Origin of the sequence: Agaribacter marinus (assembly GCF_030160655.1) — a bacterium.
Classification (GTDB): Bacteria; Pseudomonadota; Gammaproteobacteria; order Enterobacterales; family Alteromonadaceae; genus Glaciecola; species Glaciecola marina.
In genome coordinates this window covers 314,332-339,511 of sequence record NZ_BSOT01000005.1, presented here as the reverse complement: position 1 = coordinate 339,511, position 25,180 = coordinate 314,332, and the positions used below count along the sequence as shown (strand labels likewise).

Sequence of the window (25,180 nt, the reverse complement as noted above, 5' to 3'; positions counted from 1 at the left end):
CTCCGGTTATGATTGGCTGGCACCTATACGTTTGTGCGTGATTGCCTTCGCCAACGATTGAATATCTGCCCGCGTAAAAATATCTTCAAGATTGTGACTGAGTTTACGCTTCCAATTAGGATATTCTTTAAACGTACCAGGTATATTAACTGGCTTTTCCATTTCAAGCCAATCTTCAAGCTGTAAACTAAGCAATGCACTCGAACCGCCTGCCATATGTGTTTGCAAGCCGTGATTAAGAGACTTATTCATGCCCACATAATGCACATCTCTGCTGATATCATCACCTATAGAACCATGCCCATGCAAGGTATTTAAAATTTGCTGCTTGTTATCATGTCTATCTGCATACAGGGTCGCCAACACATCCTCATCTGGATATAGACCAACGTCCTTGCCAAGTACCAAATCGTCGCAGTGCCAAAAGCCAATCAACGTTGGCATATCGTGTGTCGTCAGCGTCGCCATAGATTGTTCTGGATAATGTGAAGGAGAGAAAAAGCCGCCGTCTTGCGCTTGTTCAAAAAAGAATACTCGATAAGAATACATGCCATTTTCTTGCAACTTCGTGCGTATTGAATCTGGCACCGTCCCTAAATCCTCACCAATCACTAAACTCTTATTGCGCTGACTTTCGAGTGCCAAAATTGCCAATAAATCATCGACAGGATAGTTAACGTAAGCGCCATCGTTTGCGTCATCATCTTTGTGCACCCACCAAAGTCTAAGTAAAGCCATTACGTGGTCAATCCGCAATGCACCTGACGCATGCATATTTGATTCAAATAGATCAATAATTGGCTGATAAGCTTGCTGATATAATGCATCTGGATCCATTGGTGGCAAGCCCCATTTCTGCCCTAAAGGCCCCAAAATATCTGGCGGAGCACCAACACTGACATCCGTACAATAAAGTGATTGGTTACCCCATATTTCAGCACTTCCTTCACTTACACCCACCGCTAAATCTCGATATAAACCAATAGACATACCAGCGTCTTTTGCCGCTTTACTAGCGGCTTCAAACTGTAAAGATGCTTGCCATTGTAAAAATTTATAAAAATCGACCTGATGCGCATGTTTTTTAGCAAAGCGTCTTACTGCGGGTAAATGTGCTTCTTGATACCCATCAGGAAACACTGGCCACCCCCAATGCGCTTTGCCTTTATTTTTAAGCTCCATCTGCAAGGTTTCAAATACAGCGAGGGTATGTAAACTATCACCTCCTGCCGCAACAAATTCGTCAAAGGCTTTCTTTTGTTTACTATTTTTACTGAAATATTTTTCTGAATAGACGTCAAAAACTTTACCTAGCACCGCTAGTTTTTGCGCTGCCACGCCCTCGTAATCAACAAAATCCAATGCTCTTAACGATACTAACTTTGCTGCAACATCATTTTCAGTCATGTATGATTCAACGCTTGAGCTATCAAAACAATCAATACTTTCAACGTCAATATACAAATAGTTCAGCCAACGTCGAGAACTTGGGCCATAAGGACTACAAGTATCAGGGTCTGCTGCATAAAGTGAATGTATCGGATTTAAACCAACAAAATCAGCGCCTTGTTTTGCCGCATTATTCACTAAAAAAATGAGATCAGAAAAGTCACCAATGCCCCAATTACGCTCACTTTTCAAACAATAAAGCTGAACACTCAAGCCCCACATTTTTTTTCCGCTAGCAATGTCGTCAGGAATGAAGCAAGACTCTGGAGCAACAATAAGGCGACTAGCGGCAACGTTTTTTCTGCCTTTAGTTAAACTTAATTGGTGATAACCTTCAGTAAATACCTCATCAACTGCTACCAAATACTGCTGATACTCAATATCCTCAACCGCTTGAGAAGCCACTAAAGTGCCTTCAGAGGGTAAAAATTTTATTTTGTGTTCAGCACCACTTTCTGTTGTGATTTTAAGCGTATGCTCGGCGGTAGCATCGGCGATAGATACTCGTATCGGGATACAAATATCGTTGTTAGTTCTAAACACATGCACTGGGTTTAAGCCTTGTAACCACTCGCTAGTGGCTTCATCATGAAGTTGATGTTGCAAACTAGATTCGTCCCGCATGTCGTAACCCATTGCTTGGAGCAGTTTTATCTGATTTTTTACTGCAATCTTTGCGGGCTTACCCCAAGCATCAATAAAGTCTGATCCAATACCTTTATAGTTGACCAACTCTCTTACCAATTCTTCTGAGCAATCTTCAGCAGGTGTTTGAGCGGCACAGTCGATCATTTTATTCATAATATGTTCCTGAAATCAGGTACCGGTTGAATAATTTTCCAGCACATTTTCTAAATTGATTAACATTTTTGTAACGCTGCATTATTCACTATGCGCGGCCGAAGCCAAGTTGAATACGTTTGCAATTCCTATTTATCCACTAAATCTGTAATTTAACAACAATAAATGCGGTTTGTTTTGCAATTTGTCACAATTTTCTGCATAATTTTCGTAATTAAATTACACGCACAACGCAAGCGAGGATTAAATGGCAATTAACGTAGGAATTAACGGATTCGGGCGCATAGGGCGCTTTGTTTTACGTGCTGCAGCGGGACGCTCAGACATAAATGTTGTAGCAATAAATGATTTGTTAGACGTTGATTACATCGCATACATGTTAAAGTATGACTCTACTCACGGCATCTTTGATGGCACTGTTGAAGTTGTTGATGGAAACTTAGTAGTAAATGGCGCAACAGTACGTGTTTCTAGCGAACGTAACCCTGAAGATCTTGCTTGGGGAGATGTGGCAGTAGATGTTGTTGTTGAATCAACGGGCTTATTCTTAACAGAAGAAACAGCGCAGAAGCACATCAAAGCAGGTGCGAAAAAAGTGGTGATGTCAGCGCCATCTAAAGACCACACACCAATGTTCGTGATGGGTGTTAACCACGAAAGCTATGCTGGTGAAGCGATTGTGTCAAATGCATCATGTACAACTAACTGCCTGGCGCCATTGGCAAAAGTGTTACACGATACTTATGGAATAGTTGATGGCCTAATGACGACTGTTCACGCGACGACAGCAACTCAGAAAACAGTTGACGGCCCTTCTGCTAAAGATTGGCGCGGTGGTCGTGGTGCGATGCAGAACATCATTCCATCATCAACTGGGGCAGCTAAAGCAGTTGGCAAAGTCATTCCTTCCTTACAAGGCAAGTTAACGGGTATGGCTTTCCGCGTACCTACTGCAGACGTTTCTGTTGTTGATTTAACCGTTAACTTAGAAAAATCTGCGAGTTATGAAGAAATCTGTGCAACACTTAAAGCTGCATCTGAGAACGAGTTAAAAGGTATTCTTGGTTACACTGAAGATGCGGTTGTTTCTCAAGATTTCATCGGTGACAAACGTTCTTCTATCTTCGACGCTGATGCTGGCATTGCATTAACCGACAACTTCGTAAAAGTAGTGTCTTGGTATGACAATGAAATTGGCTACTCGAATAGAGTACTAGACTTGGTTGCTCATATTAGTAAGTAACTTACGTTGGTATTTGCCAATAGATAGTTTTATTTGGAAGCGGCGAAAGCCGCTTTTTTGTTGCTCATCATTCCGGAAATTAACACGCATGAACTTCACTGACTATAAAAGCGTTTCTGTCATTACGTATAAAAACACACCGTGTATTCAAATAAAAAATGCCAACGCCGAGGCACTACTATCATTGTTTGGTGGTCATTTACTCAGCTTTACACCGACAAGCGTAAATGAAAATATACTATGGCTAAGCGAAGAAGCTATTTTTGATGAAAAGACGGCAATACGAGGTGGCGTACCAATATGCTGGCCTTGGTTTGCCAACTTACGTTCCGGCGATGATATACCTGCCCATGGTTTTGTGCGTTCACAAGCTTGGCAACTGATCGCAATTGAAGAAAAATCGGACGCTGCGGAAATCACAGAAACAACACTAACTCTACAACCTGAAACGCTTAGTTTGTACAACACTTCTGCACATTTAACCGTACGCTTAGTCGTCACTATTTCAAAAGATTGCAAGATTAGTTTAATTTCAAGTAATACAGGCAATACACCAATATCTATTACCCAAGCCTTACACTCGTATTTTAATGTGAAAGATATCACAACAGCGCAAATTGACGGTGTTACATCTAATTATTACGACAAGGTCGTTGATACCCATGGCAATACGCCTTCCCTACCGTATAAATTTGAGTCCGAAACCGATCGAATTCATGTTGCAGAAGTAGATACTTCAACCAATTCGCAGACAGTGACCATAAGAAGTCATAACAATTTTGATATAAACATAGGGCAATCTGGTCATGACAGTATCATCGTTTGGAATCCCTATATTGATAAGAGCAAATCGATGAAGGATATGGCTGATAACGGTTATGAGACGATGCTTTGCATTGAAGCGGGGAATACTGAAGGCACTATCGTAGACGCGCATAGTTCAGTAGAAATATCTCAGTGGTTTAGTGCAAAAACACGCTAGCATCAAAAAACGGGGCTAAGCCCCGTTTTTTAGCAACAATATAAAATTAAAGTGCGACGGCTTCTTTTGCTAACTTCGTAAGCACAGCCCACTCTTTATTTTCAATTGCGTCGTTCGGGGCTACCCAAGAACCGCCACAACATTTAACATTTTTAAGCGCTAAATATTCTTTGTAATTACCTGGACCAATACCACCCGTTGGGCAAAATACTGTATTGGGGAATGGTCCACCGATAGACTTAAGCGCTTTGACACCGCCGGCAGCTTCAGCTGGGAAAAATTTTAGATGATCATAGCCAGCATCATTTGCTCGCATTAGATCAGAAATGTTAGAAACTCCGGGTATTAAAGGTATAGAACCTTCTTTACCTGCTTTTAACAAGTCAGCCGTTAAGCCTGGGCTAATGGCAAATTTAGCGCCAGCATCAGTTACCGCTTTTAGTTGCTCTCTATTGGTTACCGTACCTGCACCAATATAGGCTTCTGGAATTTCTTTCGCAATAAGTGCAATGATATCCATGGCAGCGTCAGTACGAAGAGTAACTTCAAGTACATTAATACCACCTTTCATCAAGCTTTCTGCGATCGGCAAAGCGTCTTCTACTTTGTCTATTACCAATACTGGTACCACAGGACCTTGACTAAAAATTTCTTCTGAACTGTATTTCCAGTTATTCATGATCTAGTCTACTCTGTAAATGTTGTTGTAAATAAGCTAACGTCCCTAACAATCCATGGTCAGGTTCGTTAATTAAAAATGTAGGAATATCTTTTACATAGTTTGAAAAGCTACCTTTGTTTTCAAACGCCGCTCTAAATTCGCTATTTATAAAGAAATCTGTGATACGAGAAGTGATTCCACCAGCAATAAAAACGCCGCCGGTCGTACAAAGATTTAATGCAAGGTTTCCCGCAAAACTTCCCATTGCTTTGCAATAAAAGCTCACCGCATCATAAGCAACTTTATCTTCTTTTTGAACACCCGCTGCTGTTACCTCATGCGGCTGAGTATAGCGAGGACTGATGCTATTGTGATCACAAAGTGCTTGGTAGGTATTGACAATACCACGCCCAGAAAGCAACTCTTCTGCCGACACACGCCCTAACTTATTGGTCAAATAACGCCATACCACAATACCTGTTTCGTCTGTTGGGGCAAAATCTACATGACCACCTTCGCCATTAAGCGTTTGCCAACCACTAGACGTCCACGTGATATGTTCAACACCGAGACCTGTGCCAGGACCGAATACAGCAATGTTGCCCTTCTCTATCGCTTTACCACCACCCACTTGAATGATTTGTTTATCTGACAAATGAGGTAAGGAAAAAGCAATCGCGGTATAGTCATTGATAACAAATAGTTTTTCTAGGCCAAGCGCCTCAGCAAGTTCAATTTTTGAAAATGACCAACTATGATTGGTCATCGTCACAGTATCTTTATCGACAGGACATGCTATCGCAATGCACCCAGACGTGAAAGATTGTGTAATTGTGTCATTTTGAAATGACACAATCGCATCTTTAATCGTCTCAAAATCTTCACATAAATATTTTTTTACTTGTAAAATTTCACCATTTTCTACCACAGCAAGACGTATATTCGTACCGCCTACATCCGCAATGAACTGTTTAGTGCTGATACTCATGTAGATTAACCTTGCTGTTCAAAAAACAAGGAACAAGCACCCTCTTCCGCGCCAGTCAATGTTGAACGCATGCCAGCAAACAACTCTCGCCCCATACCTACGTGGCTGTCAGACAAGTCGACAACAGTGGCATCTCTCGCAGCCAAAACATCCTCAGATACATGCAAGGTCATGCTGTTAGTCGACGTATCTATCTCTATAATGTCGCCATTTTGCACTTTGCCGATCAAGCCGCCTTTATAGGCTTCAGGCGTTAAATGAATAGCAGCAGGCACTTTACCAGATGCGCCAGACATACGCCCGTCAGTGACCAATGCAACTTTATAGCCTTTATCCTGAAGCACACCTAAGGGTGGCGTTAAGCGATGTAGTTCAGGCATGCCAATAGCCGCAGGACCTTGGAATCTTACAACTACTACACAATCTTTGTTTAACTCACCAGATTGAAATGCTGCGTCTAACGCATACTGATCATCAAATACAACAGCAGGCGCTTTGATATGACATTCAGGTTCACGTAACGCAGATGTTTTAATAACTGAGCGACCTAAATTACCTTTAAGTACGGATAAACCGCCATCAGGCTTAAATGGTTTGTCAGCAGAAGCTAAGACTTCAGTATCGAAAGAGGTTTGAGGGCCATCTTCCCAGACAAGATCACCGTCTTTGAGTTTCGGTTCTTTGGTATATGCGTCCAAACCGTCGCCACAAATGGTTTTTACATCATTGTGCAATAGTCCAGCATCTAATAACTGTTTGAACAACAATGACATACCGCCTGCAGCCGTAAAGTGATTAATGTCAGCAGAACCATTAGGATAAATACGTGTTAACAGTGGCGTCGCACTAGAAATATCAGAAAAATCATCCCAATTTATAATTAAGCCAGCCGCCCTCGCCACTGCAACCAGGTGCATTGTGTGATTGGTTGAACCACCCGTAGCCAACAAGGCAACGATGCCATTCACCATCGATTTAGCATCCACAATGTGACCAATCGGGGTGTAACTCGTCCCTAAATCAGTCAGTCGAGTCACTTGTTTTGCTGCCGCTATAGTTAACTCATCTCGCAATTCAGTGCCCGGATTAACGAAAGAAGCACCAGGCAAATGTAAGCCCATGACCTCTACCACTAATTGATTACTATTTGCTGTGCCATAAAAGGTACAAGTACCAGCAGAGTGATAAGATTGAGATTCGGCTTCTAATAAGGCATCACGTCCTACCTTTCCTTCAGCAAACTGTTGCCTAACGCGTGCTTTTTCTTTGTTTGGCAAACCTGATGGCATAGGGCCAGCGGGGACGAATATTGTTGGCAAGTGCCCGAAGCTTAGGCCTCCAAGTAGCAAGCCAGGCACGATTTTGTCACAAATACCAAGCATTAGAGCGCCATCAAACATATTGTGACTGAGGCCAACGGCCGCACCCATCGCTATGTTGTCTCTACTCATTAATGACAATTCCATACCAGCATTGCCTTGAGTAACGCCGTCACACATTGCAGGAACACCGCCTGCAAATTGTGCAACGCTCCCAACGCTGGCGATAGCGTCCTTTAATATTTGAGGATACGTTTCATAGGGTTGGTGAGCACTCAACATGTCATTGTAAGAAGAAACGATAGCAATATTCGATTTAATCATACTGCGTAAATCAGACTTTTCTTCTTTTCCACACGCAGCAAAGCCGTGGGCTAAGTTACCACATGAAAGCGTACCGCGATGAGGCCCTTCTCGTCTCGCTTTTTCAATTTTAGCTAAATAATCTGCGCGAGTACCCTTACTGCGTTCAATAATACGGTCAGTTACTTCTTGGATAATAGAATTCATGATTAAGGCGCCCACATTAAGAGTAAATCAGTGTTATCAGCGACTGCTTTTATCGGTTTTTCTAGCGCAGTATGTTTCGCTAAGGCTTCATCGAGGACCATCTTTTTTGCATCACTAGTAATGTGTAAATATACATTTGAGGCACTCACAATACTGGCTAACGTCAACGACATGCGTTGATGAGGCGCTGTTGTTGGTTGAGTTGCAATTACTGACTCAACTTTGTCAAGTCTAAGGCCTTCCTCTAGTTCTTTGCTACAAGGAAAAAGAGACGCAGTATGACCATCGCCTCCCATACCGAGAATAACGACATCTAAAGGTAATTGTGCTTTAACTTTTTTATCTATTTCGGCTATTGCACTTTCAGCTGAATCAGCAGTTGTTTTAATCGATAAATAATTTGCTTTTGACGCTTCATTTTGCAATAAATTTTGTTTAACCAATGTTTGGTTACTGGCTTCACTACTGTCATCAACCCAACGCTCGTCTACAAGCATAACGGTAACATTTGCCCAGTCGACATCTGCATTTTGTGACAATATTTGAAATAAAGGTTTAGGTGTAGAACCGCCACTTACGGCAAACGTTGCTTTTCCATTTTTTGCTATGGCCGCATTTAATTGTTCAGCAATCTTTGCAGCAAACTGAGTATTTAGACTATCTTTATCGTTATATAAATTTTCAACTAAGGCCATTATCTTTTCTTCCTCGTCACTTTACCTTCATACCAACTTCTATTGTTACGAGCCAATAAGCCAATTGAAGAAACCGGCCCCCAAGTACCCGCTTGATATGGTTCTGGGCCTTCTGAACAAGTTTTCCAAGCATTTAAAATTGAATCAACATACTTCCACGCATGCTCAACCTCATCGCGACGAACAAAGAGCGCTTGATTGCCCAGCATTACCTCTAATAGTAGCTTTTCATAGGCATCTGCAATACGCATATCCGCGAATTCATCAGAGAAACTTAGATCAAGTTGCGACTTCTGCAAGCTCATATTACCGGAACTAGTTAACCCCGGGACTTTATTCATGACCGTAATTTGCACGCCTTCATCAGGCTGCAATCTTATAACGACCTTGTTTGGTGGTAATGAGGTAAAACTATCGCCAAACAAGTTATGCGGTTGACGCTTAAAGTATATGACAACTTCACTCACTTTACTGGGTAAACGCTTACCTGTGCGCAAGTAAAATGGCACGCCGGCCCAACGCCAATTGTCTATTTCAGCCTTTATCGCGACAAACGTTTCAGTCTTGCTTTTTAAGTTAGCGTCTGGCTCGTCAAGATAACCAGGTACTTCTTTACCTGCAACAAACCCACCACTGTATTGGCCACGTACTGTGTTTTCATTAATATTTGAGGAATCGATAGGCCTAAGTGATTTTAGTACCTTCACTTTTTCATCACGAATATTGCTTGCCGCCAAGGTTGACGGCGGCTCCATAGCAACTAACGACAAGATTTGGAGTAAATGATTCTGTACCATGTCGCGCATTTGACCTGCGTCATCAAAGTATCCCCATCGACCTTCAATACCCACAGATTCGGCAACCGTAATTTGCACATGATCGATACAATTGTGATCCCAATTTGTTGCAAAAATTGAATTGGCAAAACGAAGCGCGATTAGGTTTAGTACAGTTTCTTTACCAAGATAGTGGTCTATACGGTAAATTTGGCGTTCTTCGAAAAACTCAGCAACTTGGTCGTTAATCACCTTAGATGACGCTAGATCGTGGCCAATTGGCTTTTCTAGCACAACCCTTACGCTGTCATCGATAAGCTCTGCAGCATTCATACCACGACAAATGTCTCCAAAAATCGATGGCGGTGTTGCAAAATAACAAACCATGACACGATCGGCATTCACATGCTCAGATAACTTTGCATAATCGTTATGTGAACGCATGTCCACTTGCGCATAATCGAGACGCGCCACGAATTTTTCCCACGTATCATCGCAAAGGCTTTCACCAGCAAATTTAAGAAAATTTTCTTTAACTAATTCTGCATAACTTTCTGGCGTATGTTCTTGACGCGCAACACCAATGATTTTGGTGCCTTCGTGCAATAAGCCAGCTTTTTCAAGTTGATAAAGAGAAGGAAGAAGTTTTCGTCTTGCCAAGTCACCGTTGGTGCCAAACAAAACAAAATCGATAGGTTCATAATTGGTATCAGACGACATGTGCTGTGCCTCTTTGTAAAGATTTTGTATCTGCGTTGATTGCGCGTTAGTAAACTACAAATGTAGTAAAATTACAAATATTTCGATACTTGTATGTAACAAGTGAGTTATATAAATAATACGTAAAAAGTCAAAAAACTCAATCCAATGCATACGTATTAAATAAATAAACCTTTGATTTAGCATACATTAGGCACTATTATAAACACCTAATATTTGTGGGTGTTTTGCATATAAAATTCACTTTCAGTATTGAAATAATTTTGTTAAAAAGTTACAACATATGCAATACTAGCAATGATTATCCGTAATATTGTTACAAGTTGATAAAAATAACAACTGCATACAGCGTCTAACACATGAATATATTAGAAAAAATATCACTTGATATGGAAGAGTTCAGTAAGTCCGAGAAAAAGGTCGCTGAAGTCATCCTTTCAAACCCACAAGCGGCTATTCATTCAAGTATTGCTGCCCTTGCAAAAATGTCTAATGTCAGTGAACCGACGGTGAATCGTTTTTGTCGACGCCTTGACACCAAAGGCTACCCTGATTTCAAATTGCATCTTGCACAAAGTCTTGCAAATGGCACGCCTTATGTAAATCGTCACGTTGACGAATTTGACAGCCCCTTGGAATACACAAATAAAATATTCGAATCGACCATGGCCGCCTTAGAAGTGGCAAAACAATCCGTCGATATTGCAATGGTTAATCGCGTGGTAGATTTACTTACGCAGGCAAAGAAAATTTCTTTCTTTGGACTGGGCGCTTCTGCCTCGGTATGCGACGATGCCGTAAATAAATTTTTCCGTTTTAATGTACCCGTCATACATTTTGACGATATACTAATGCAGCGTATGAGCTGTATGAATTGTGATGAAGGCGACGTAGTGATTTTTATTTCGCACACTGGGCGTACCAAAAGTCTTGTAGATGTTGCCAATATTGCGCGAGAAAATGATGCCACGGTGATAGGTATTACGACAGAAGGGACTCCCCTGTCAAAAGCCTGTAACTATGTGCTGTCATTATCTGTGCCCGAAGATACAGATCTTTATATGCCAATGGCATCTAGGATAGCCCAACTCACATTGATTGACGTATTGGCAACAGGATTTACCTTACGCCGTGGAAACAAATTTAGGGAAAATCTCAAGCGCGTTAAAGACACGCTTAGAGGTTCTCGTTACAACCGACAAGAAAATAGCTAATAACCCACAACATTGAGACATAATATGACACGTCGCACAAAAATACTTGCAACTCTAGGCCCTGCAACTGACTCAAGCGAAATGATTGAAGCAATCATAGCTGCAGGTGCAAATGTTGTACGTATGAACTTTTCTCATGGTCAAGCTGAAGACCACATTGAACGCGCAAAACGTGTTCGTGCAGCGGCCAAGAAACTTAACAAATACGTTGGTATTTTGGGTGATTTACAAGGCCCGAAAATCAGAGTCTCTAGATTTAAAGAAGGATCGATAAAATTATCTATCGGTCAAAAATTCGTTCTAGACGCTGAATTGGGTAAAGATGATGGCGACGATCATGCAGTAGGCATTGATTATAAGGCCTTACCTGACGACGTAGAGAGTGGTGATATTTTGTTACTCGACGACGGACGTATTCAATTGCGTGTATTGGCCGTTGAAGGCCGCAAAGTGATGACTGAAGTTACTGTTGCAGGTAAATTAAGTAATAACAAAGGAATTAATCGCCAAGGTGGTGGACTGTCTGCTGAAGCGTTAACCGAAAAAGACAAACGAGACATTCATACTGCGGCAGCAATGGACGTTGATTATTTAGCCGTTTCTTTCCCGCGTTCTGGTGCAGATCTTGATTACGCAAGAGAGCTAGCGGTAGCAGCAGGCTGTCACGCTAAAATATGTGCGAAAGTAGAGCGTGCAGAAACCGTTGCAAGTGACGAAGCCATAGACGATATCATCATGGCATCAGATGCTGTCATGGTTGCACGTGGTGATCTAGGCGTAGAAATAGGTGACGCTGAATTAGTCGGTGTACAAAAGAAATTGATTAAGCGCTCTCGCCAGCTAAACAAAGTTGCGATTACGGCAACGCAAATGATGGAATCGATGATTGAAAGCCCGATGCCAACGCGCGCGGAAGTAATGGACGTAGCAAATGCTGTATTAGACGGTACGGATGCTGTCATGCTTTCTGCTGAAACAGCCGCAGGTTCTTTCCCAGTAGAAACGGTTGAGGCTATGGCGCGTGTTTGTGAAGGTGCTGAAAGCCACCCTAGTGTAAAAATTAGTAAGCATAGGGTAGACGATGAGTTTTCTAACGTCAGTGAAACCGTGGCAATGTCTGCAGTTTATGCGGCTAACCATTTAAATGACGTTAAAGCAATTGTAGGCTTAACTGAAAGTGGAAATACACCCAAGCTAATGTCGCGTATTACCACCACCCTACCTATCTATGCATTGTCTCGACACGCTAACACACTCAATTTAATGGCACTTTATCGTGGTGTTAAACCAGTATATTTCGATTCAATGGGTTGCCCTCCTGGTGGAGTCACTAAGGAAGTCATGTTGAAACTGAAAGAGATTGGCGCCCTTCAGCCGGGTGACAAGTTTATCCTAACTTATGGTGATACAATGGAAACTATTGGCGCAACTAACGTATTTAAGGTAGTTGCTGTTTCTTAACCTGGATTACTGTTTTTTTTAGGCCGCCTTTTGGCGGCTTTTTTATTGTTGACTGTTCTTACCGAAATTTTACCGATTGAACTAGGTTTCAAATCCTGACTTATTACGCTTATTTTCTAGGGAAAATTAAACTAATACCTTTACTAAATACGGGGTGAATAACTTGGTTATGATTCATATTGTATGATTCATGAAAAATGCTTAAATCATTAATGTTACGTTGTAATAACGCATTTTTGTAGTCCGCTACCTGTGGAGCTAAGCCCTGAAAGTTAGCCCCTGCTAGGACGAACACACCGGGGAAACTTATTTGATTACCATACACTTCGTCTTCTTGCTCTTTATATATACCCTCTTGATACCAGTATGCACCGTCAGCGGCAATGTAGTTTCTGAATAACCTAGGTAATTGTTCATTTACACTTCGTTTATCTCTGATCATTGCTGAGCGCACTAACAAACCACCATACGAATGTCCAAATAAAGTTCTCTGCTCTTCATCTATACGGTATAAAGACTGCAACTCTGGAAGAAACTCATGCTCGTAAAAATCTAAATAGGCGGATACACCAGGCTCTCTAAAATCTATTTCTCTTCGTCCATCAGGACCTTGTTCGATAGCAACAAATATCGCCTTTGTTTGATTAAGTTCGAGTTGTTTTGAAAATTCGATAAAACCGTAGTTTCCATCAGTTTTTATCACCAACGGGTAATCTTTAATATTGTCTTGATAGCCTTCAGGTAAATATACGTGATATTGGTAGGTAAAATTTAAAAGACTGGAAACAATCTGTATATTAGTATCGGTAGAGCCTTTTAATTGATATTCTGTCAATGGTACCGTTGGCGCCACTTCAAACGTCCCAGACAACACTTGTTGCTGAATTTCCATTTGCCATTGGCCTGCATTATCTTCCAAGTAGGACATTTCTATATCGAACTTCACATCTGATTCAGTCAGGTGGGCTTCAATTTCTAGCACGCCATCTTCTGGATTTTGTATCGAGTACTCACCTTCATACTGCCATCCCAAATATTTATCATGCTGCAAATAAAAATGCAGAGAATTTCGTGCAGCACCTGAGTACAAAGTCCGAAACCTAAAATTCCCCTCTATATCCGGCATGATGTTTCGTAATAAGTTGATATCGCCTGTTTCTAATGCCATGGATATATAATGATTAGAAATGTTACTTGGAAATTTTAAGGCCTCAGCCTGTTCTTGTACTTCGTCAGTTTCTTCAATTGGCTCTGGTTTCACTATGGGTTCAGGCTCCACTATAGGTTCAGGTTTCGTATCAGTCCCCCCGAAACAGCCGATTAGTAGATAGCTAAAACAAATACTTAGAAACTTTGAACGCATAACAACCTCCTTTATTGATTGTAAACGCTACACACACGAAGCTTAAGCAATCGTAAAGCAGTTAGTGTGAATTAATTGTGAAGTGAGTGAATTATGAAGCCTAGGTAACTTACCAAAGCGCCTTTCAGAATCAGTATGTGGTCTATCGTCGTCTATAAGCAATTGCCATTTATGGGTATTTAATCACTACAAGGACTTATATCATTTAAAGGCTTCGTCGGGTTGTCTAAAAAATTAGCAACTAATGCGTCTGCACATTCATTCCCGTTCAGCACAGCGTGTGCTTCCTCCGGCCAAATTTTTAAATGTTGTATTTCGCCTTTATGTGGCAGTTCGTTATAAAACTCTTCAGCCCAATACGAAGGAGTGGCGATATCTAAAGCACCAGCGAGTATTAAAATGGGCATTTCTAACGTACGTAAATCGAAGCTCTTTATTGAATATTCAGCTTTCGTTACTTCAAAGGTATGGCAATGACTTGTAAGGTACCTTAAATCGTCTATCGAATCTTTACTGTCTAACGCTACATATTCCGCGTTTTTAATTGCTTGCTCGATATCTAGAAACAAATCTTCCTCATAACATGAGAAACTTGTGAAGGCGACGTCTGCAAACATACCAAACATTGCATATTCCATTTCACTCGCAAAAAATTGTAAAAACGGCTCATAATTTTGTATTTCCATCTGCTTTATAAGATCTGGCAAAGTGCTCAGCGCATCTTCATCGTAAGAAGCTGAAAATAGTAATCTATCAATTGTATTCTCAGTCACCGTAATAGTTTCGGTTACACTATCAAACTCGTCATTAATATGTGTGCTCGTTAGGAGCAATGGATTTATCTTCAAATCTTCTCGAAGTCGAATTAATGAATCTGACGTATTTCCCCCCAAGCGTTCAGCACATTCGTGATTTGCATCACACCTATTAAACGCTTGCAGTAACGCTTTCTCATTTAAGGCCGCATAATCGAGAGAACTATCTATATCAAATGGAAATATTGAATCCAGGATTAAGCTTTTAGTATTTTGTGGGAACAAGCGAGCGTAGTGCATTGCGATTCGAGTTCCATGAGACACTCCGTATACATGCCATTTATTAATATCAAAAAGATGCCGAATGGCTTCTATATCTCTAACAGCGTTATCAATGTTAAAAAGGCCAAGATTAATGCGCTTGGATTTGATTTCTTCGGCGCACTTTTCATCAACATCGAGGCGTTCTTGTGTCTTAAACCTTCCTGTCACCATCTGTTTATAAATTAGTTTCGTGTAATCATGACAATCTAAGAAAGGCTTCGTACCAAAACTGCCACGAACATCCAACATTATCAATTTTCTGCCAGCACCGACCGTTGATGCCCTAAAACCATCCAAATAGTCGTTTACATCAATTGAATCATGCATAGACAAAAACGTCGTTCCACCAGGCCCTCCAGCACCTGTAAATACGAGAGGTGTCCCAGTTTCTAGTGCAGGCGTAAAAACAATAAGCGGCAGTTCAACCGTTGGGGTGTTAGAAGAAAAGTGAAAATCCCCATCAGAATTAACATCAGGTAAATCCAAAGTACCGTCATCATATACTGCATATTCTTGCGGCAAAACAATCGTGCCACATTCTGTTGAATAACCCTCATGTATAATTGAAGACCCACATGGAAACAAATTTAAGTGGAATGAAAATTCAGTAGATCGTTGTGACGAAAAATAGCCAATAGCAATAAAAATTGCAAATACAACAACCATTTCCTTTGGTATCTTCAAATTAAAAACCCTTTGCCAGCGCCTGCATTTTTAATTAGTCCCAAAATTCCACAAAGTCATCAATCACTTTTTTGGCTTTTTCCCTTGGCGTCAGCGTAGACGAGCCAAGATACAAGAAACCCATAATTTCATCATGCTCACTGCATCCAAATGCGTCTTTAACAAAATCATCTTGTGCATACGCACCGGTGCGCCATACACCTTGAAAGCCTTGAGCCACAGCGGCCATTTGCATTGCACTTAACGCACACGCAGCAGATGCTATCTGCTCAACGCGGGGAACACCATCGCATTGCTTATACTCGCATATACCCACAATTACCATTGGTGCCCTAAGCGGCAATTGTGATGCTCGTTCTATCACTTTAGTGTCTGCATTTTTTGATTCAGCAGATGCTTTAAATATACTCCCTAGTCGCACCAAACCTTCTCCTTGACAGACGACAAACCGCCAAGGCGACAAGCATTTGTGGTCTGGCGCTCTAAAGCCAGCTTGAATAATATTTTCAAGTGCTTCACCTGCAGGCGCTGGGGCTTCTAGACGAGGTTGTGAGCTTCTGGACAAAAGTAAATCAATCGCTTGCATGTTGTTCCCAATTATTTAGATAAAAGCTTGTGCAACTTACCTGTTTTTAGCTGTGTGCTCAATAGACAAACTCGCTCAATTAAATAGATGCATCGCCGATATAAGTGTTACGCGTAAAGCCCATATGTATAGAGCCTGGTCATGTTTAATGTATAATGCAAAACAGACAAATATTAAAAAAAACCGCAAACGGTGTGCTAACGCATGCACACAAACATTGCTTATGCATTTTGCCAACGACAATCACAAATTGATAGCCCAAGTGCTTGAGCAGTGGTTATCGACACAACGCAAAACATCGCAATGTGATCCTTATTAGACACATAATTTTACAAATTGCACATGTAGTTTATTCAAAGACTTGAGTAAACTGAAAATACGAGAAACCAAAGGTAGTATAAATGGCTGAGAAATCCAGTGTAACCAAATCAATTTTCCTCGGGATATGGAATGTCCTTAATTTTAGTCGCCGACTCATATTCAACATCATATTTTTCGCCATACTAATTGCTGTCATTATTGGTATAAGTTCAGGAGACGGCGATCAAATAGTGGTTGAGCAAAACAGTGCATTAATTCTTGACCTAAATGGCAACTTAGTCATTGAAAAAACGTATGTAGATCCGACCGAAGCGTTTATTCAAGAAGCGTCAGGCCAAGAACCTGAAAACCCAGAAATACTTGTTCGTGACTTAGTAAAAGTCATCAATAACGCCAAAGATGACAAACGTATAGAGACAATTATTCTGCGTCTAGATCGCTTAGGCGGAGGCGGTTTAGACAAATTCAGGAAAGTAGCCGAGGCACTGACAGAGTTTAAAGCGTCTGGTAAACCCATTTATGCTGTCGCAGACTATTATGGTAGAAATCAATACTATCTTGCTGCTCAAGCAGACAACATATATTTAAACCCGATGGGTAGCGTGCTACTTGAAGGCTATGCCTACTATGGTAGTTACTTCAAAGACGCCTTAGAAAAATTAAAAGCGTCTCCGCATGTTTTTAAAGTAGGCAAGTACAAATCAGCGGTAGAACCATTTATTCGCAATGACATGTCACCAGAAGCAAAAGAAGCAAATACAGCCTGGTTGAATGAGCTTTGGACGCAATATAAGACAGATGTAGCCGCGGCTAGGAATTTTGATACTGAAAACTTTGACGAAACCTTTGAAATATTCTTGTCTAAATTTGAAAATGTAAATGGTGATTTTGCTGAATATGCCTTAAATAACGGTTGGGTCGATGGCCTGCGCACTCGCGAAGACTTTAGAAGCGAAATGACCGAGTTATTAGGTAAAGGAAAGGAAGACAGTCCTTACAATGCGGTTTCATACAATGCGTATTTAGATCTTATTACGCCGAAAATGGCTTCGCCTGACGGAAACGGAGATAAAGTAGCAATAGTGGTGGCTAAAGGTACCATTCTAGATGGTAATCAAAAGCCTGGTACTATTGGTGGAGATTCAACCGCGAAACTCCTACGTAAAGCCCGCACCGATGACAGCGTAAAAGCCGTTGTATTGCAAGTAGATTCTGGTGGTGGTAGTGCCTTTGCATCAGAAGTAATACGCCAGGAAGTTGAACTATTGAAAGAAGCCGGTAAACCCGTTGTTGCGTCAATGGCAACCTACGCGGCATCTGGCGGTTATTGGATTTCTGCAAGCGCTGATCATATCATCGCTGAGCCCAACACCATTACAGGCTCCATAGGCATATTCGGCTTCTTCGCAACATTTGAACGGTCCTTTAATTATCTGGGGATAAACTCTGATGGTGTAAGCACAAATGAACTCAACGGTATTGCAATTGACAGGCCCTTATCTAAAGGCTACGCAAATTTGATTCAAATGAACATTGAGCGTGGTTATGACCGTTTTATTAGCCTTGTCGCTGAAGAGCGAGGTATGACTAAAGCGGCCGTTGATGAGATTGCTCAAGGGCGCGTATGGGTTGGAACACAAGCATTAACATTAGGCTTAGTGGACGAGTTGGGTGATGTTGAACGTGCGGTCGAGAAAGCGGCTGAATTGGCGGAAATCTCAGATTACAAAACGAAATACATCAAACGTAAACTGTCAAAAGAAGAACAACTCTTACAACAGATATTTAATGCATCCGCTAGTTGGTTTGAAGGTATCAATTTTGGCGGTTCTATCAATCCAATCATGCAAATAGCAAAGGATGTTGAAAGAGAAATATCCGATATTAGTATGTTAAATGATCCTAACGCTAGCTACGTCCTTTGTATGGAATGTAAGATTGAATAGTGAAAATCGATTAGGCGTTTAATACGAATACTCCCAAATAAAGGAAGCACTGCTTCCTTTATTTTTGCCTAACACGTAAACTAAGTCCTTCAAATTCTATATTCTAATCACAAATTAATGACGCAAGAATTACTGGCACAGGCACAAGAAAAACTCTCCATTTATATGCAAGCTCTGTCAGATACACAATATAGCGCAATGCCCTCTCCTACTTTATCACTCAATCAACGTGGCACAATTGCTGGTGCGGCAATATTGCAGAAGCATCATATTCGCTTGCAACCCACGCTATTTGAGCAGAACAAAACGTACTTTCTTGAACAAGTGCTGCCTCACGAGTTAGCGCACTTAATTGCACACAGATTTTACGGTAAAGTTAGCCCTCATGGCAGAGAGTGGCAACATATTATGGAAGGTGTATTTAAAAGGCCAGCGATACGGACACATCAATTAGATATTAGCCGCCTAGGCTTAAAACGTTTTTCATATGCATGTAGTTGTGGTGAAGTAGCCTTGAGTATAAGAAGACACAATAAAGTGGTTAACAAACAGCAAAGCTATATATGCAGAACTTGCAGACAAACATTGGCTTTTGTTGCCGAAAAATAATGCTGCTCAAGGCATTTTTAAAATAATTGATTTGTGAATGCTTTATCTAATTGTTTAAATGCAGAATTAAGCAGTTTGGCTAGCGCCTTAAAACTTGGTTTAGCAGGTACTTTTTCAAGTGCGCACCCTTGCGCTTGCATTTTGCTATACACATCTTTATACAAGCTCAAGATATGCGGCGGTAAGGGTTGATTTGCACGATGTCCTAACCAATAGAGGCCTTGGACAGGTAAAGAAAAAAAGAAAATGCCAATAACTAAGGCTTGCGGCAATTGCGCCATGCCAAGGTAGTGTAATTGAAGAGCAACTGTTAGCACCGCCAAGGGCGGCATAACTTGCATGCCAAATTTCGTCGCAGAAATAATGCGACACTCTGGGAATAAAGAATACAGTGCAGGTTTCATTGGCCATAAAGACATGTACTCATGACCATCTTTTAAATAGCTTGGGCGAAACTGAAACATGTTATATACATTCACTCCTAATGGTATCTACTAAAATTCTAGCACAGATGTTAGCCTTATCGGCAACATATACTATACGTTTACCCTAGTATATATACCTTAATTTAGCGTGTATTGTTCTTCTCGGCAATAAATTAGGCTTTGTAGACAAATAAAGTTTACAGAACAATTGAAATACGCCGATTAACCCGTATATATAGCTCAGACATAGATTTTTTTGATTGGAGATTTACATGGCAGATTCCAGACACGTGCCTTTACTTATTTTGGGTTCAGGCCCTGCTGGCTACAGTGCCGCCGTTTATGCGGCAAGAGCTAACCTAAACCCAGTGTTACTTACTGGTATTCAACAAGGTGGGCAGTTAACTACAACCACTGAAGTTGAAAATTGGCCGGGTGACCCAGAAGGGTTAACGGGTCCAGATTTAATGGTAAGAATGCAAAAACATGCTGAAAAATTTGACACAGAAATCATTTTTGACCATATCAACGAAACGGATTTAAAAAACCGCCCCTTTACATTAAAAGGTGACAATGGCACCTATACATGTGACGCGCTTATTATCGCTACGGGTGCCTCAGCTAAATATTTGGGCTTGGAAACTGAACAAGCATTTATGGGTAAAGGTGTTAGCGCCTGCGCAACCTGCGACGGCTTCTTTTATAGAAACCAAAAAGTTGCGGTTGTAGGCGGCGGCAATACTGCCGTTGAAGAAGCATTATATCTCTCAAACATCGCGTCAGAAGTGCATGTTATACATCGTAGAGATAGCTTCCGTAGTGAAAAAATTCTGGCGAAACGCTTATTAGACAAAGCAGAAAATGGCAACGTTGTACTTCACTTGAATAAAACCTTAGACGAAGTTACGGGCGACGATATGGGTGTTACTGGTATCAATATAAAAGATACTAAGACAGGTGACGTATCATCAATTGACGTAATGGGTCTATTCATCGCTATCGGCCACAGTCCTAATACGGCAATATTTGATGGCCAACTAGACATGAAAGATGGCTACCTTGTCGTTAATAGTGGCCTAAATGGAAATGCTACGCAAACAAGTGTTCCCGGTGTATTTGCTGCTGGCGACGTTAGCGACCATATATACAGACAAGCCATTACTTCAGCGGGGACAGGTTGCATGGCGGCATTAGACGCAGAAAAATATTTGGATGCAAAAGACTAAATACAAGCGAGTTTAATAATTCATGATTGAACTCTTCAAACTTGATCATAGTTTGAACTTTCCAGCCCATCAGCTCGCATTAAACGAGCCGAATGGGCTGCTTGCGTTTGGCGGTGACTTAAGTCCTGAGCGATTAGTGCATGCATATAAGCATGGTATATTTCCGTGGTTTAGTGAAGGCGAGCCAATATTGTGGTGGACACCGAATCCACGAGGTGTAATTGATCTTAGTACCTATACTCCCAGCCGTTCGTTGAAAAAAAGCGTGAGAAAGTTTAAATATCACGCCACAATGAATTTTGCATTTGAACAGGTCATTGACGCCTGTGCAAAAATCCCTCGTGAAGCGAGTGAGCAGATAGAAAATCCAAATAAGACATGGATAACGGACGACATGATCCATGCTTACATCGATTTACATTATATGGGGCATGCGCATTCTGTAGAAATTTGGGATGAAAACGACGAACTAGTTGGTGGTCTATATGGCGTAGCGATGAATCATATATTTTGCGGTGAATCAATGTTCCACCTAAAAAATGATGCCAGCAAAGCGGCACTATGGGCACTAGCATCACACATGAAAAAATTCGATATGCCGATGATTGATTGTCAAATGTCGAACGCGCATTTAACATCGTTGGGATGCATTGAAATTGAAAGAGATGCATTTTTATCGGTGTTAAAAGAAACTTCAGAACGTGCTATTGGACCCGAATGTTGGAACAAACAAATACTCACGCTATGAAATTTGGCGTAACGCAACGATTTCCTTGCAACTATTTGGAAGGTGAGCAAGAGCAATTGCTAGTATGTATGTCACCAAGCGAAGAGTTGCCTACAGTGTATAGCCAGTTACTCCACAACGGCTTTAGACGTTCAGGACAGCAACTTTATCGCCCTCACTGCGCTCACTGCAATGCATGTCAGTCTCTTCGAATAATCTGTAGCGAGTTTGCGCCATCACGCTCACAAAAACGTATACTTCAGAAAAACAAAACATTCATAATTCATGTAAGGCATGACGAACGTGATGACTATTACCCACTTTATGAAGCGTATATAAATAAACTGCATGCAGATGGTACCATGTACCCTGCAAATTATGAGCAATATGCAAATTTTGTTAGGTGTAAATGGCAACAACCTCTTTTTATCGAAGCGCGTGATAACGGTAAATTGATTGCAGTAGCCGTCACAGATAAAATTAATCATGGTTTATCCGCCTTATACACATTTTACTCCCCAGACTACCAAGCAAATTCACTTGGTACATACATGATCTTAAAGCAAATCGAAAAAACAAAAGAAGAAGGTCTGCCATTTTTGTATCTTGGCTATCAAATCGATGACTGCAGAAAAATGAATTACAAACAAAAATTTAAGCCCCATCAACGCCTAATTAATCACAAATGGGCAATATACCGATAAAATGTACGGAAACACTTTACTAATCGCTCAAGTTTTTGTATGGTTCGCGCGGCAAAAATTTATCATAAAACATTGAGGTTACAGCTTTAGATGGCGAAAGAAGATTGTATTGAAATGGAAGGTACTGTTCTAGACACATTACCGAATACCATGTTCAGAGTTGAGTTAGAAAATGGTCACGTTGTGACTGCTCATATATCAGGAAAAATGCGTAAAAACTATATCCGTATTTTAACCGGCGACAAAGTGACAGTTGAGATGACTCCATACGACCTAAGTAAAGGTCGTATTATATATCGCGCCCGTTAATCCCAAACTGAACGCCATTTAAAAATAAACCCGCTATATGCGGGTTTATTTCTTTATTTATTTCTTAATCAATCTGATTAAGTATTAAGTAACAAAGCACGTTTAAGACTGCGCTTCCTTCTTGTTGGTTTCAATGCTTGTATAAGTAAACGAAAGTTTATCTTTTCTCAAACCCACTTTTACTTCGCCACCTTTGCTTAACTGACCGAATAGTAATTCAGACGCTAACTCTTTCTTCAACTGTTCTTGGATAACCCGCGCCATTGGACGTGCACCCATTGATTTGTCGTATCCTTTTTCAGCCAACCACTCTCTTGCTTTGTCTGTCACTTCCAGCGAAACGCCTTTTGCATCTAATTGCGCTTGTAACTCTATAATAAATTTATCAACTACTTGCAAAATAACGTCTTGGTTTAAATGATTGAACCAAACAATGCTATCCAAACGATTGCGGAACTCTGGTGTAAAGGTCTTATTAATATCCGACAAAGCGTCGTGGCTATGGTCTTGTTGTTTAAAACCAATTGACTTTTTCACTGTCGCTTGCACACCGGCGTTCGTAGTCATCACTAAAATGACGTTTCTGAAATCAACTTTGCGCCCATTATTGTCCGTTAAAGTACCGTGGTCCATAACCTGCAACAATATATTGTAAATATCGCTATGTGCTTTTTCTATCTCATCAAGTAAAACCACTGAATAAGGATTTTTGATCACCGCGTCCGTCAATAGACCACCTTGGTCGTAACCAACATAGCCAGGAGGTGCACCAATCAAGCGACTAACAGAATGCCTTTCCATGTATTCTGACATGTCAAAACGCACCAGTTCAACACCCATAATTTTTGCTAATTGCTGTGTCACTTCCGTTTTACCAACACCGGTAGGCCCTGCAAACAAGAAGTTACCGATGGGTTTTGCTTCATTGCCTAAACCAGAACGAGATAGCTGAATAGCGTCATTAAGCTTCTCTATCGCTTCGTCCTGGCCAAACACAACCATTTTGAGGTTACGGCCTAAGTTCTTCAGTACGTCTTTGTCAGACGCCGATACAGACTTTTCAGGAATACGCGCAATTTTAGATATGATTTGTTCTATATCTGCAACGCCAATCGTCTTCTTTCTTTTAGACTCTGGCAACATCCGCTGGCGAGCCCCCGCTTCATCAATCACATCAATCGCCTTATCCGGTAATTGACGTTCATTAATATATTTCGCCGACAACTCAGCAGCCGCTTGCAATGCTTTTTGCGTAAACCTAACGCTATGATGTTCTTCATAACGTGACTTTAGACCAATCAAAATTTTTGTTGTATCACCAACACTAGGCTCAACCACATCTATTTTTTGGAAACGTCTAGCAAGGGCCCTATCCTTTTCAAAAATACCTTGATATTCCTGATAAGTAGTAGAACCTAGGCAACGCAACTCGCCACTTGACAGTTTGGGTTTCAATAGATTTGATGCATCCATCACGCCACCAGATGCAGCGCCTGCGCCGATAATTGTGTGAATTTCATCGATAAACAAAATGGCTTGCTTATCTTTACTTAACTCTTTTAGTATCCCTTTTAAGCGTTTCTCGAAATCACCACGATATTTGGTACCGGCTAGCAATCCCCCTAAATCCAAAGAATAAATAGTGCTTTCTGCAATGACTTCCGGTACGTCTTCTTCCACAATCCGATAAGCTAAGCCTTCAGCGATTGCCGTTTTACCTACGCCCGCTTCTCCGACCAATAATGGATTATTCTTACGACGACGACACAATATCTGAATACTTCTTTCAACTTCGCTATCTCGACCGATAAGAGGATCAATTTTGCCCTCTTTTACGGCAATATTTAGGTTCGTTGCATACTTAGAGAGCATTGACTGATTTTCTTCAGACTCAGCGCCTTCTTCGCTAATATCTTCTTGTGCAGCGTCCTCTGCGTCTTCGTTTTTACTCACACCATGAGAAATAAAGTTCACGACATCTAAGCGAGTAACATCCGCTTTTTTAAGGATGTATACAGCTTGAGACTCTTGCTCGCTGAAAATAGCGACAAGGACGTTAGCTCCTGTGACTTCCCCCTTGCCGGAGGACTGGACATGGAATACAGCGCGCTGCAATACGCGCTGAAAACCTAGCGTTGGTTGAGTTTCACGTTCAACACTCTCATCATCTGACAACAGAGGAGTCGTTTCATTTACAAATTCAGTTAATTCTGTACGTAGGATGTCTACTTTCGCCCCACAGGCTTTAAGCGCTTCATTTGCCGCGATGTTATCTAACAACATCAATAACAAATGTTCCACAGTCATAAACTCATGTTTATTTTGGCGCGCATATACAAATGCTTCATTCAAGGTCTGTTCTAAGTCTTTATTGAGCATAAT

The 25,180-nt window shown here is 41.1% G+C and carries 21 protein-coding genes; 10 read left to right on the top strand and 11 right to left on the bottom strand.

From position 1 onward, the window contains the following. Positions 1-6: 6 nt before the first annotated feature. Entirely contained in the window at positions 7-2,250 is a 2,244-nt protein-coding gene (malQ, locus tag QQK00_RS03170; protein ID WP_431307718.1) for a 4-alpha-glucanotransferase, read from the bottom strand. 247 nt (positions 2,251-2,497) lie between these two features. On the opposite strand from malQ, the gene gap reads away from it, so the two are divergent. Together gap and QQK00_RS03160 are read left to right on the top strand one after the other, a co-directional pair. Continuing rightward, positions 2,498-3,493, top strand: a complete 996-nt coding sequence (gene gap, locus QQK00_RS03165) for a type I glyceraldehyde-3-phosphate dehydrogenase (RefSeq protein WP_284216023.1) — start codon at positions 2,498-2,500, stop codon at positions 3,491-3,493. Positions 3,494-3,581: 88 nt separating this feature from the next. Next, a complete protein-coding gene (locus QQK00_RS03160) occupies positions 3,582-4,475 on the top strand; it encodes a D-hexose-6-phosphate mutarotase (RefSeq protein ID WP_284216022.1) in 894 nt (297 codons plus the stop codon). Between the two features lie 46 nt (positions 4,476-4,521). Here the strand turns inward: QQK00_RS03160 and QQK00_RS03155 are convergent, their stop codons facing one another. From QQK00_RS03155 to zwf, 5 genes are read right to left on the bottom strand one after another with little or no spacing between them, the layout of a single operon-like run. Beyond that, positions 4,522-5,157 (bottom strand): bifunctional 4-hydroxy-2-oxoglutarate aldolase/2-dehydro-3-deoxy-phosphogluconate aldolase, encoded by a 636-nt coding sequence (locus tag QQK00_RS03155; RefSeq protein WP_284217552.1) that lies wholly within the window; start codon positions 5,155-5,157, stop codon positions 4,522-4,524. Further along, positions 5,147-6,124 (bottom strand): glucokinase, encoded by a 978-nt coding sequence (gene glk / locus QQK00_RS03150; protein ID WP_284216021.1) that lies wholly within the window; start codon positions 6,122-6,124, stop codon positions 5,147-5,149. The genes QQK00_RS03155 and glk overlap by 11 nt, the downstream gene beginning before the upstream one ends. A gap of 5 nt (positions 6,125-6,129) precedes the next feature. Continuing rightward, positions 6,130-7,953: a phosphogluconate dehydratase gene (edd, locus tag QQK00_RS03145; RefSeq protein WP_284216020.1), complete on the bottom strand. Its 1,824-nt coding sequence runs from the start codon at positions 7,951-7,953 to the stop codon at positions 6,130-6,132. Positions 7,954-7,955: 2 nt separating this feature from the next. Then, entirely contained in the window at positions 7,956-8,648 is a 693-nt protein-coding gene (pgl, locus tag QQK00_RS03140; RefSeq protein WP_284216019.1) for a 6-phosphogluconolactonase, read from the bottom strand. After that, positions 8,648-10,144 (bottom strand): glucose-6-phosphate dehydrogenase, encoded by a 1,497-nt coding sequence (gene zwf / locus QQK00_RS03135; protein ID WP_284216018.1) that lies wholly within the window; start codon positions 10,142-10,144, stop codon positions 8,648-8,650. Before zwf ends, pgl begins: the two co-directional genes overlap by 1 nt. Positions 10,145-10,503: 359 nt before the next feature. Here zwf and QQK00_RS03130 point away from each other — a divergent pair, with 359 nt between their 5' ends. Next, the gene (locus QQK00_RS03130) at positions 10,504-11,358 is read left to right on the top strand and encodes a MurR/RpiR family transcriptional regulator (RefSeq protein ID WP_284216017.1); all 855 of its coding nucleotides are present in this window, start codon (positions 10,504-10,506) and stop codon (positions 11,356-11,358) included. A 24-nt stretch (positions 11,359-11,382) separates the two neighbouring features. Beyond that, positions 11,383-12,819: a pyruvate kinase gene (gene pyk, locus QQK00_RS03125; protein WP_284216016.1), complete on the top strand. Its 1,437-nt coding sequence runs from the start codon at positions 11,383-11,385 to the stop codon at positions 12,817-12,819. A 109-nt stretch (positions 12,820-12,928) separates the two neighbouring features. Here the strand turns inward: pyk and QQK00_RS03120 are convergent, their stop codons facing one another. From QQK00_RS03120 to QQK00_RS03110, 3 genes are all read right to left on the bottom strand, one after another. Then, positions 12,929-14,182 (bottom strand): alpha/beta hydrolase, encoded by a 1,254-nt coding sequence (locus tag QQK00_RS03120; RefSeq protein WP_284216015.1) that lies wholly within the window; start codon positions 14,180-14,182, stop codon positions 12,929-12,931. A 179-nt stretch (positions 14,183-14,361) separates the two neighbouring features. Beyond that, positions 14,362-15,945, bottom strand: a complete 1,584-nt coding sequence (locus QQK00_RS03115; protein WP_284216014.1) for an alpha/beta fold hydrolase — start codon at positions 15,943-15,945, stop codon at positions 14,362-14,364. Positions 15,946-15,979: 34 nt separating this feature from the next. Next, positions 15,980-16,531 (bottom strand): NAD(P)H nitroreductase, encoded by a 552-nt coding sequence (locus QQK00_RS03110; protein ID WP_284216013.1) that lies wholly within the window; start codon positions 16,529-16,531, stop codon positions 15,980-15,982. Between the two features lie 401 nt (positions 16,532-16,932). Between QQK00_RS03110 and sppA the strand changes: the two genes are divergently transcribed. Together sppA and QQK00_RS03100 are read left to right on the top strand one after the other, a co-directional pair. Beyond that, positions 16,933-18,798 (top strand): signal peptide peptidase SppA, encoded by a 1,866-nt coding sequence (gene sppA / locus QQK00_RS03105; protein WP_284216012.1) that lies wholly within the window; start codon positions 16,933-16,935, stop codon positions 18,796-18,798. A gap of 117 nt (positions 18,799-18,915) precedes the next feature. Next, complete coding sequence (locus QQK00_RS03100; RefSeq protein ID WP_284216011.1) at positions 18,916-19,407, top strand: SprT family zinc-dependent metalloprotease; 492 nt, start codon at positions 18,916-18,918, stop codon at positions 19,405-19,407. A gap of 17 nt (positions 19,408-19,424) precedes the next feature. On the opposite strand, the gene yfbV is transcribed toward QQK00_RS03100, so the two are convergent. Further along, positions 19,425-19,871 (bottom strand): terminus macrodomain insulation protein YfbV, encoded by a 447-nt coding sequence (yfbV, locus tag QQK00_RS03095; RefSeq protein WP_284216010.1) that lies wholly within the window; start codon positions 19,869-19,871, stop codon positions 19,425-19,427. 233 nt (positions 19,872-20,104) lie between these two features. Between yfbV and trxB the strand changes: the two genes are divergently transcribed. From trxB to infA, 4 genes are all read left to right on the top strand, one after another. Then, a complete protein-coding gene (trxB, locus tag QQK00_RS03090) occupies positions 20,105-21,058 on the top strand; it encodes a thioredoxin-disulfide reductase (protein WP_284216009.1) in 954 nt (317 codons plus the stop codon). A 22-nt stretch (positions 21,059-21,080) separates the two neighbouring features. Beyond that, complete coding sequence (gene aat / locus QQK00_RS03085; RefSeq protein WP_284216008.1) at positions 21,081-21,806, top strand: leucyl/phenylalanyl-tRNA--protein transferase; 726 nt, start codon at positions 21,081-21,083, stop codon at positions 21,804-21,806. After that, positions 21,803-22,489, top strand: coding sequence for an arginyltransferase (locus tag QQK00_RS03080; protein WP_284217551.1), 687 nt, complete (start codon positions 21,803-21,805; stop codon positions 22,487-22,489). Before aat ends, QQK00_RS03080 begins: the two co-directional genes overlap by 4 nt. A gap of 90 nt (positions 22,490-22,579) precedes the next feature. Further along, entirely contained in the window at positions 22,580-22,798 is a 219-nt protein-coding gene (gene infA, locus QQK00_RS03075; RefSeq protein WP_006010397.1) for a translation initiation factor IF-1, read from the top strand. A gap of 102 nt (positions 22,799-22,900) precedes the next feature. Here the strand turns inward: infA and clpA are convergent, their stop codons facing one another. Beyond that, positions 22,901-25,177, bottom strand: a complete 2,277-nt coding sequence (clpA, locus tag QQK00_RS03070) for an ATP-dependent Clp protease ATP-binding subunit ClpA (protein WP_284216007.1) — start codon at positions 25,175-25,177, stop codon at positions 22,901-22,903. Positions 25,178-25,180 lie beyond the last annotated feature (3 nt).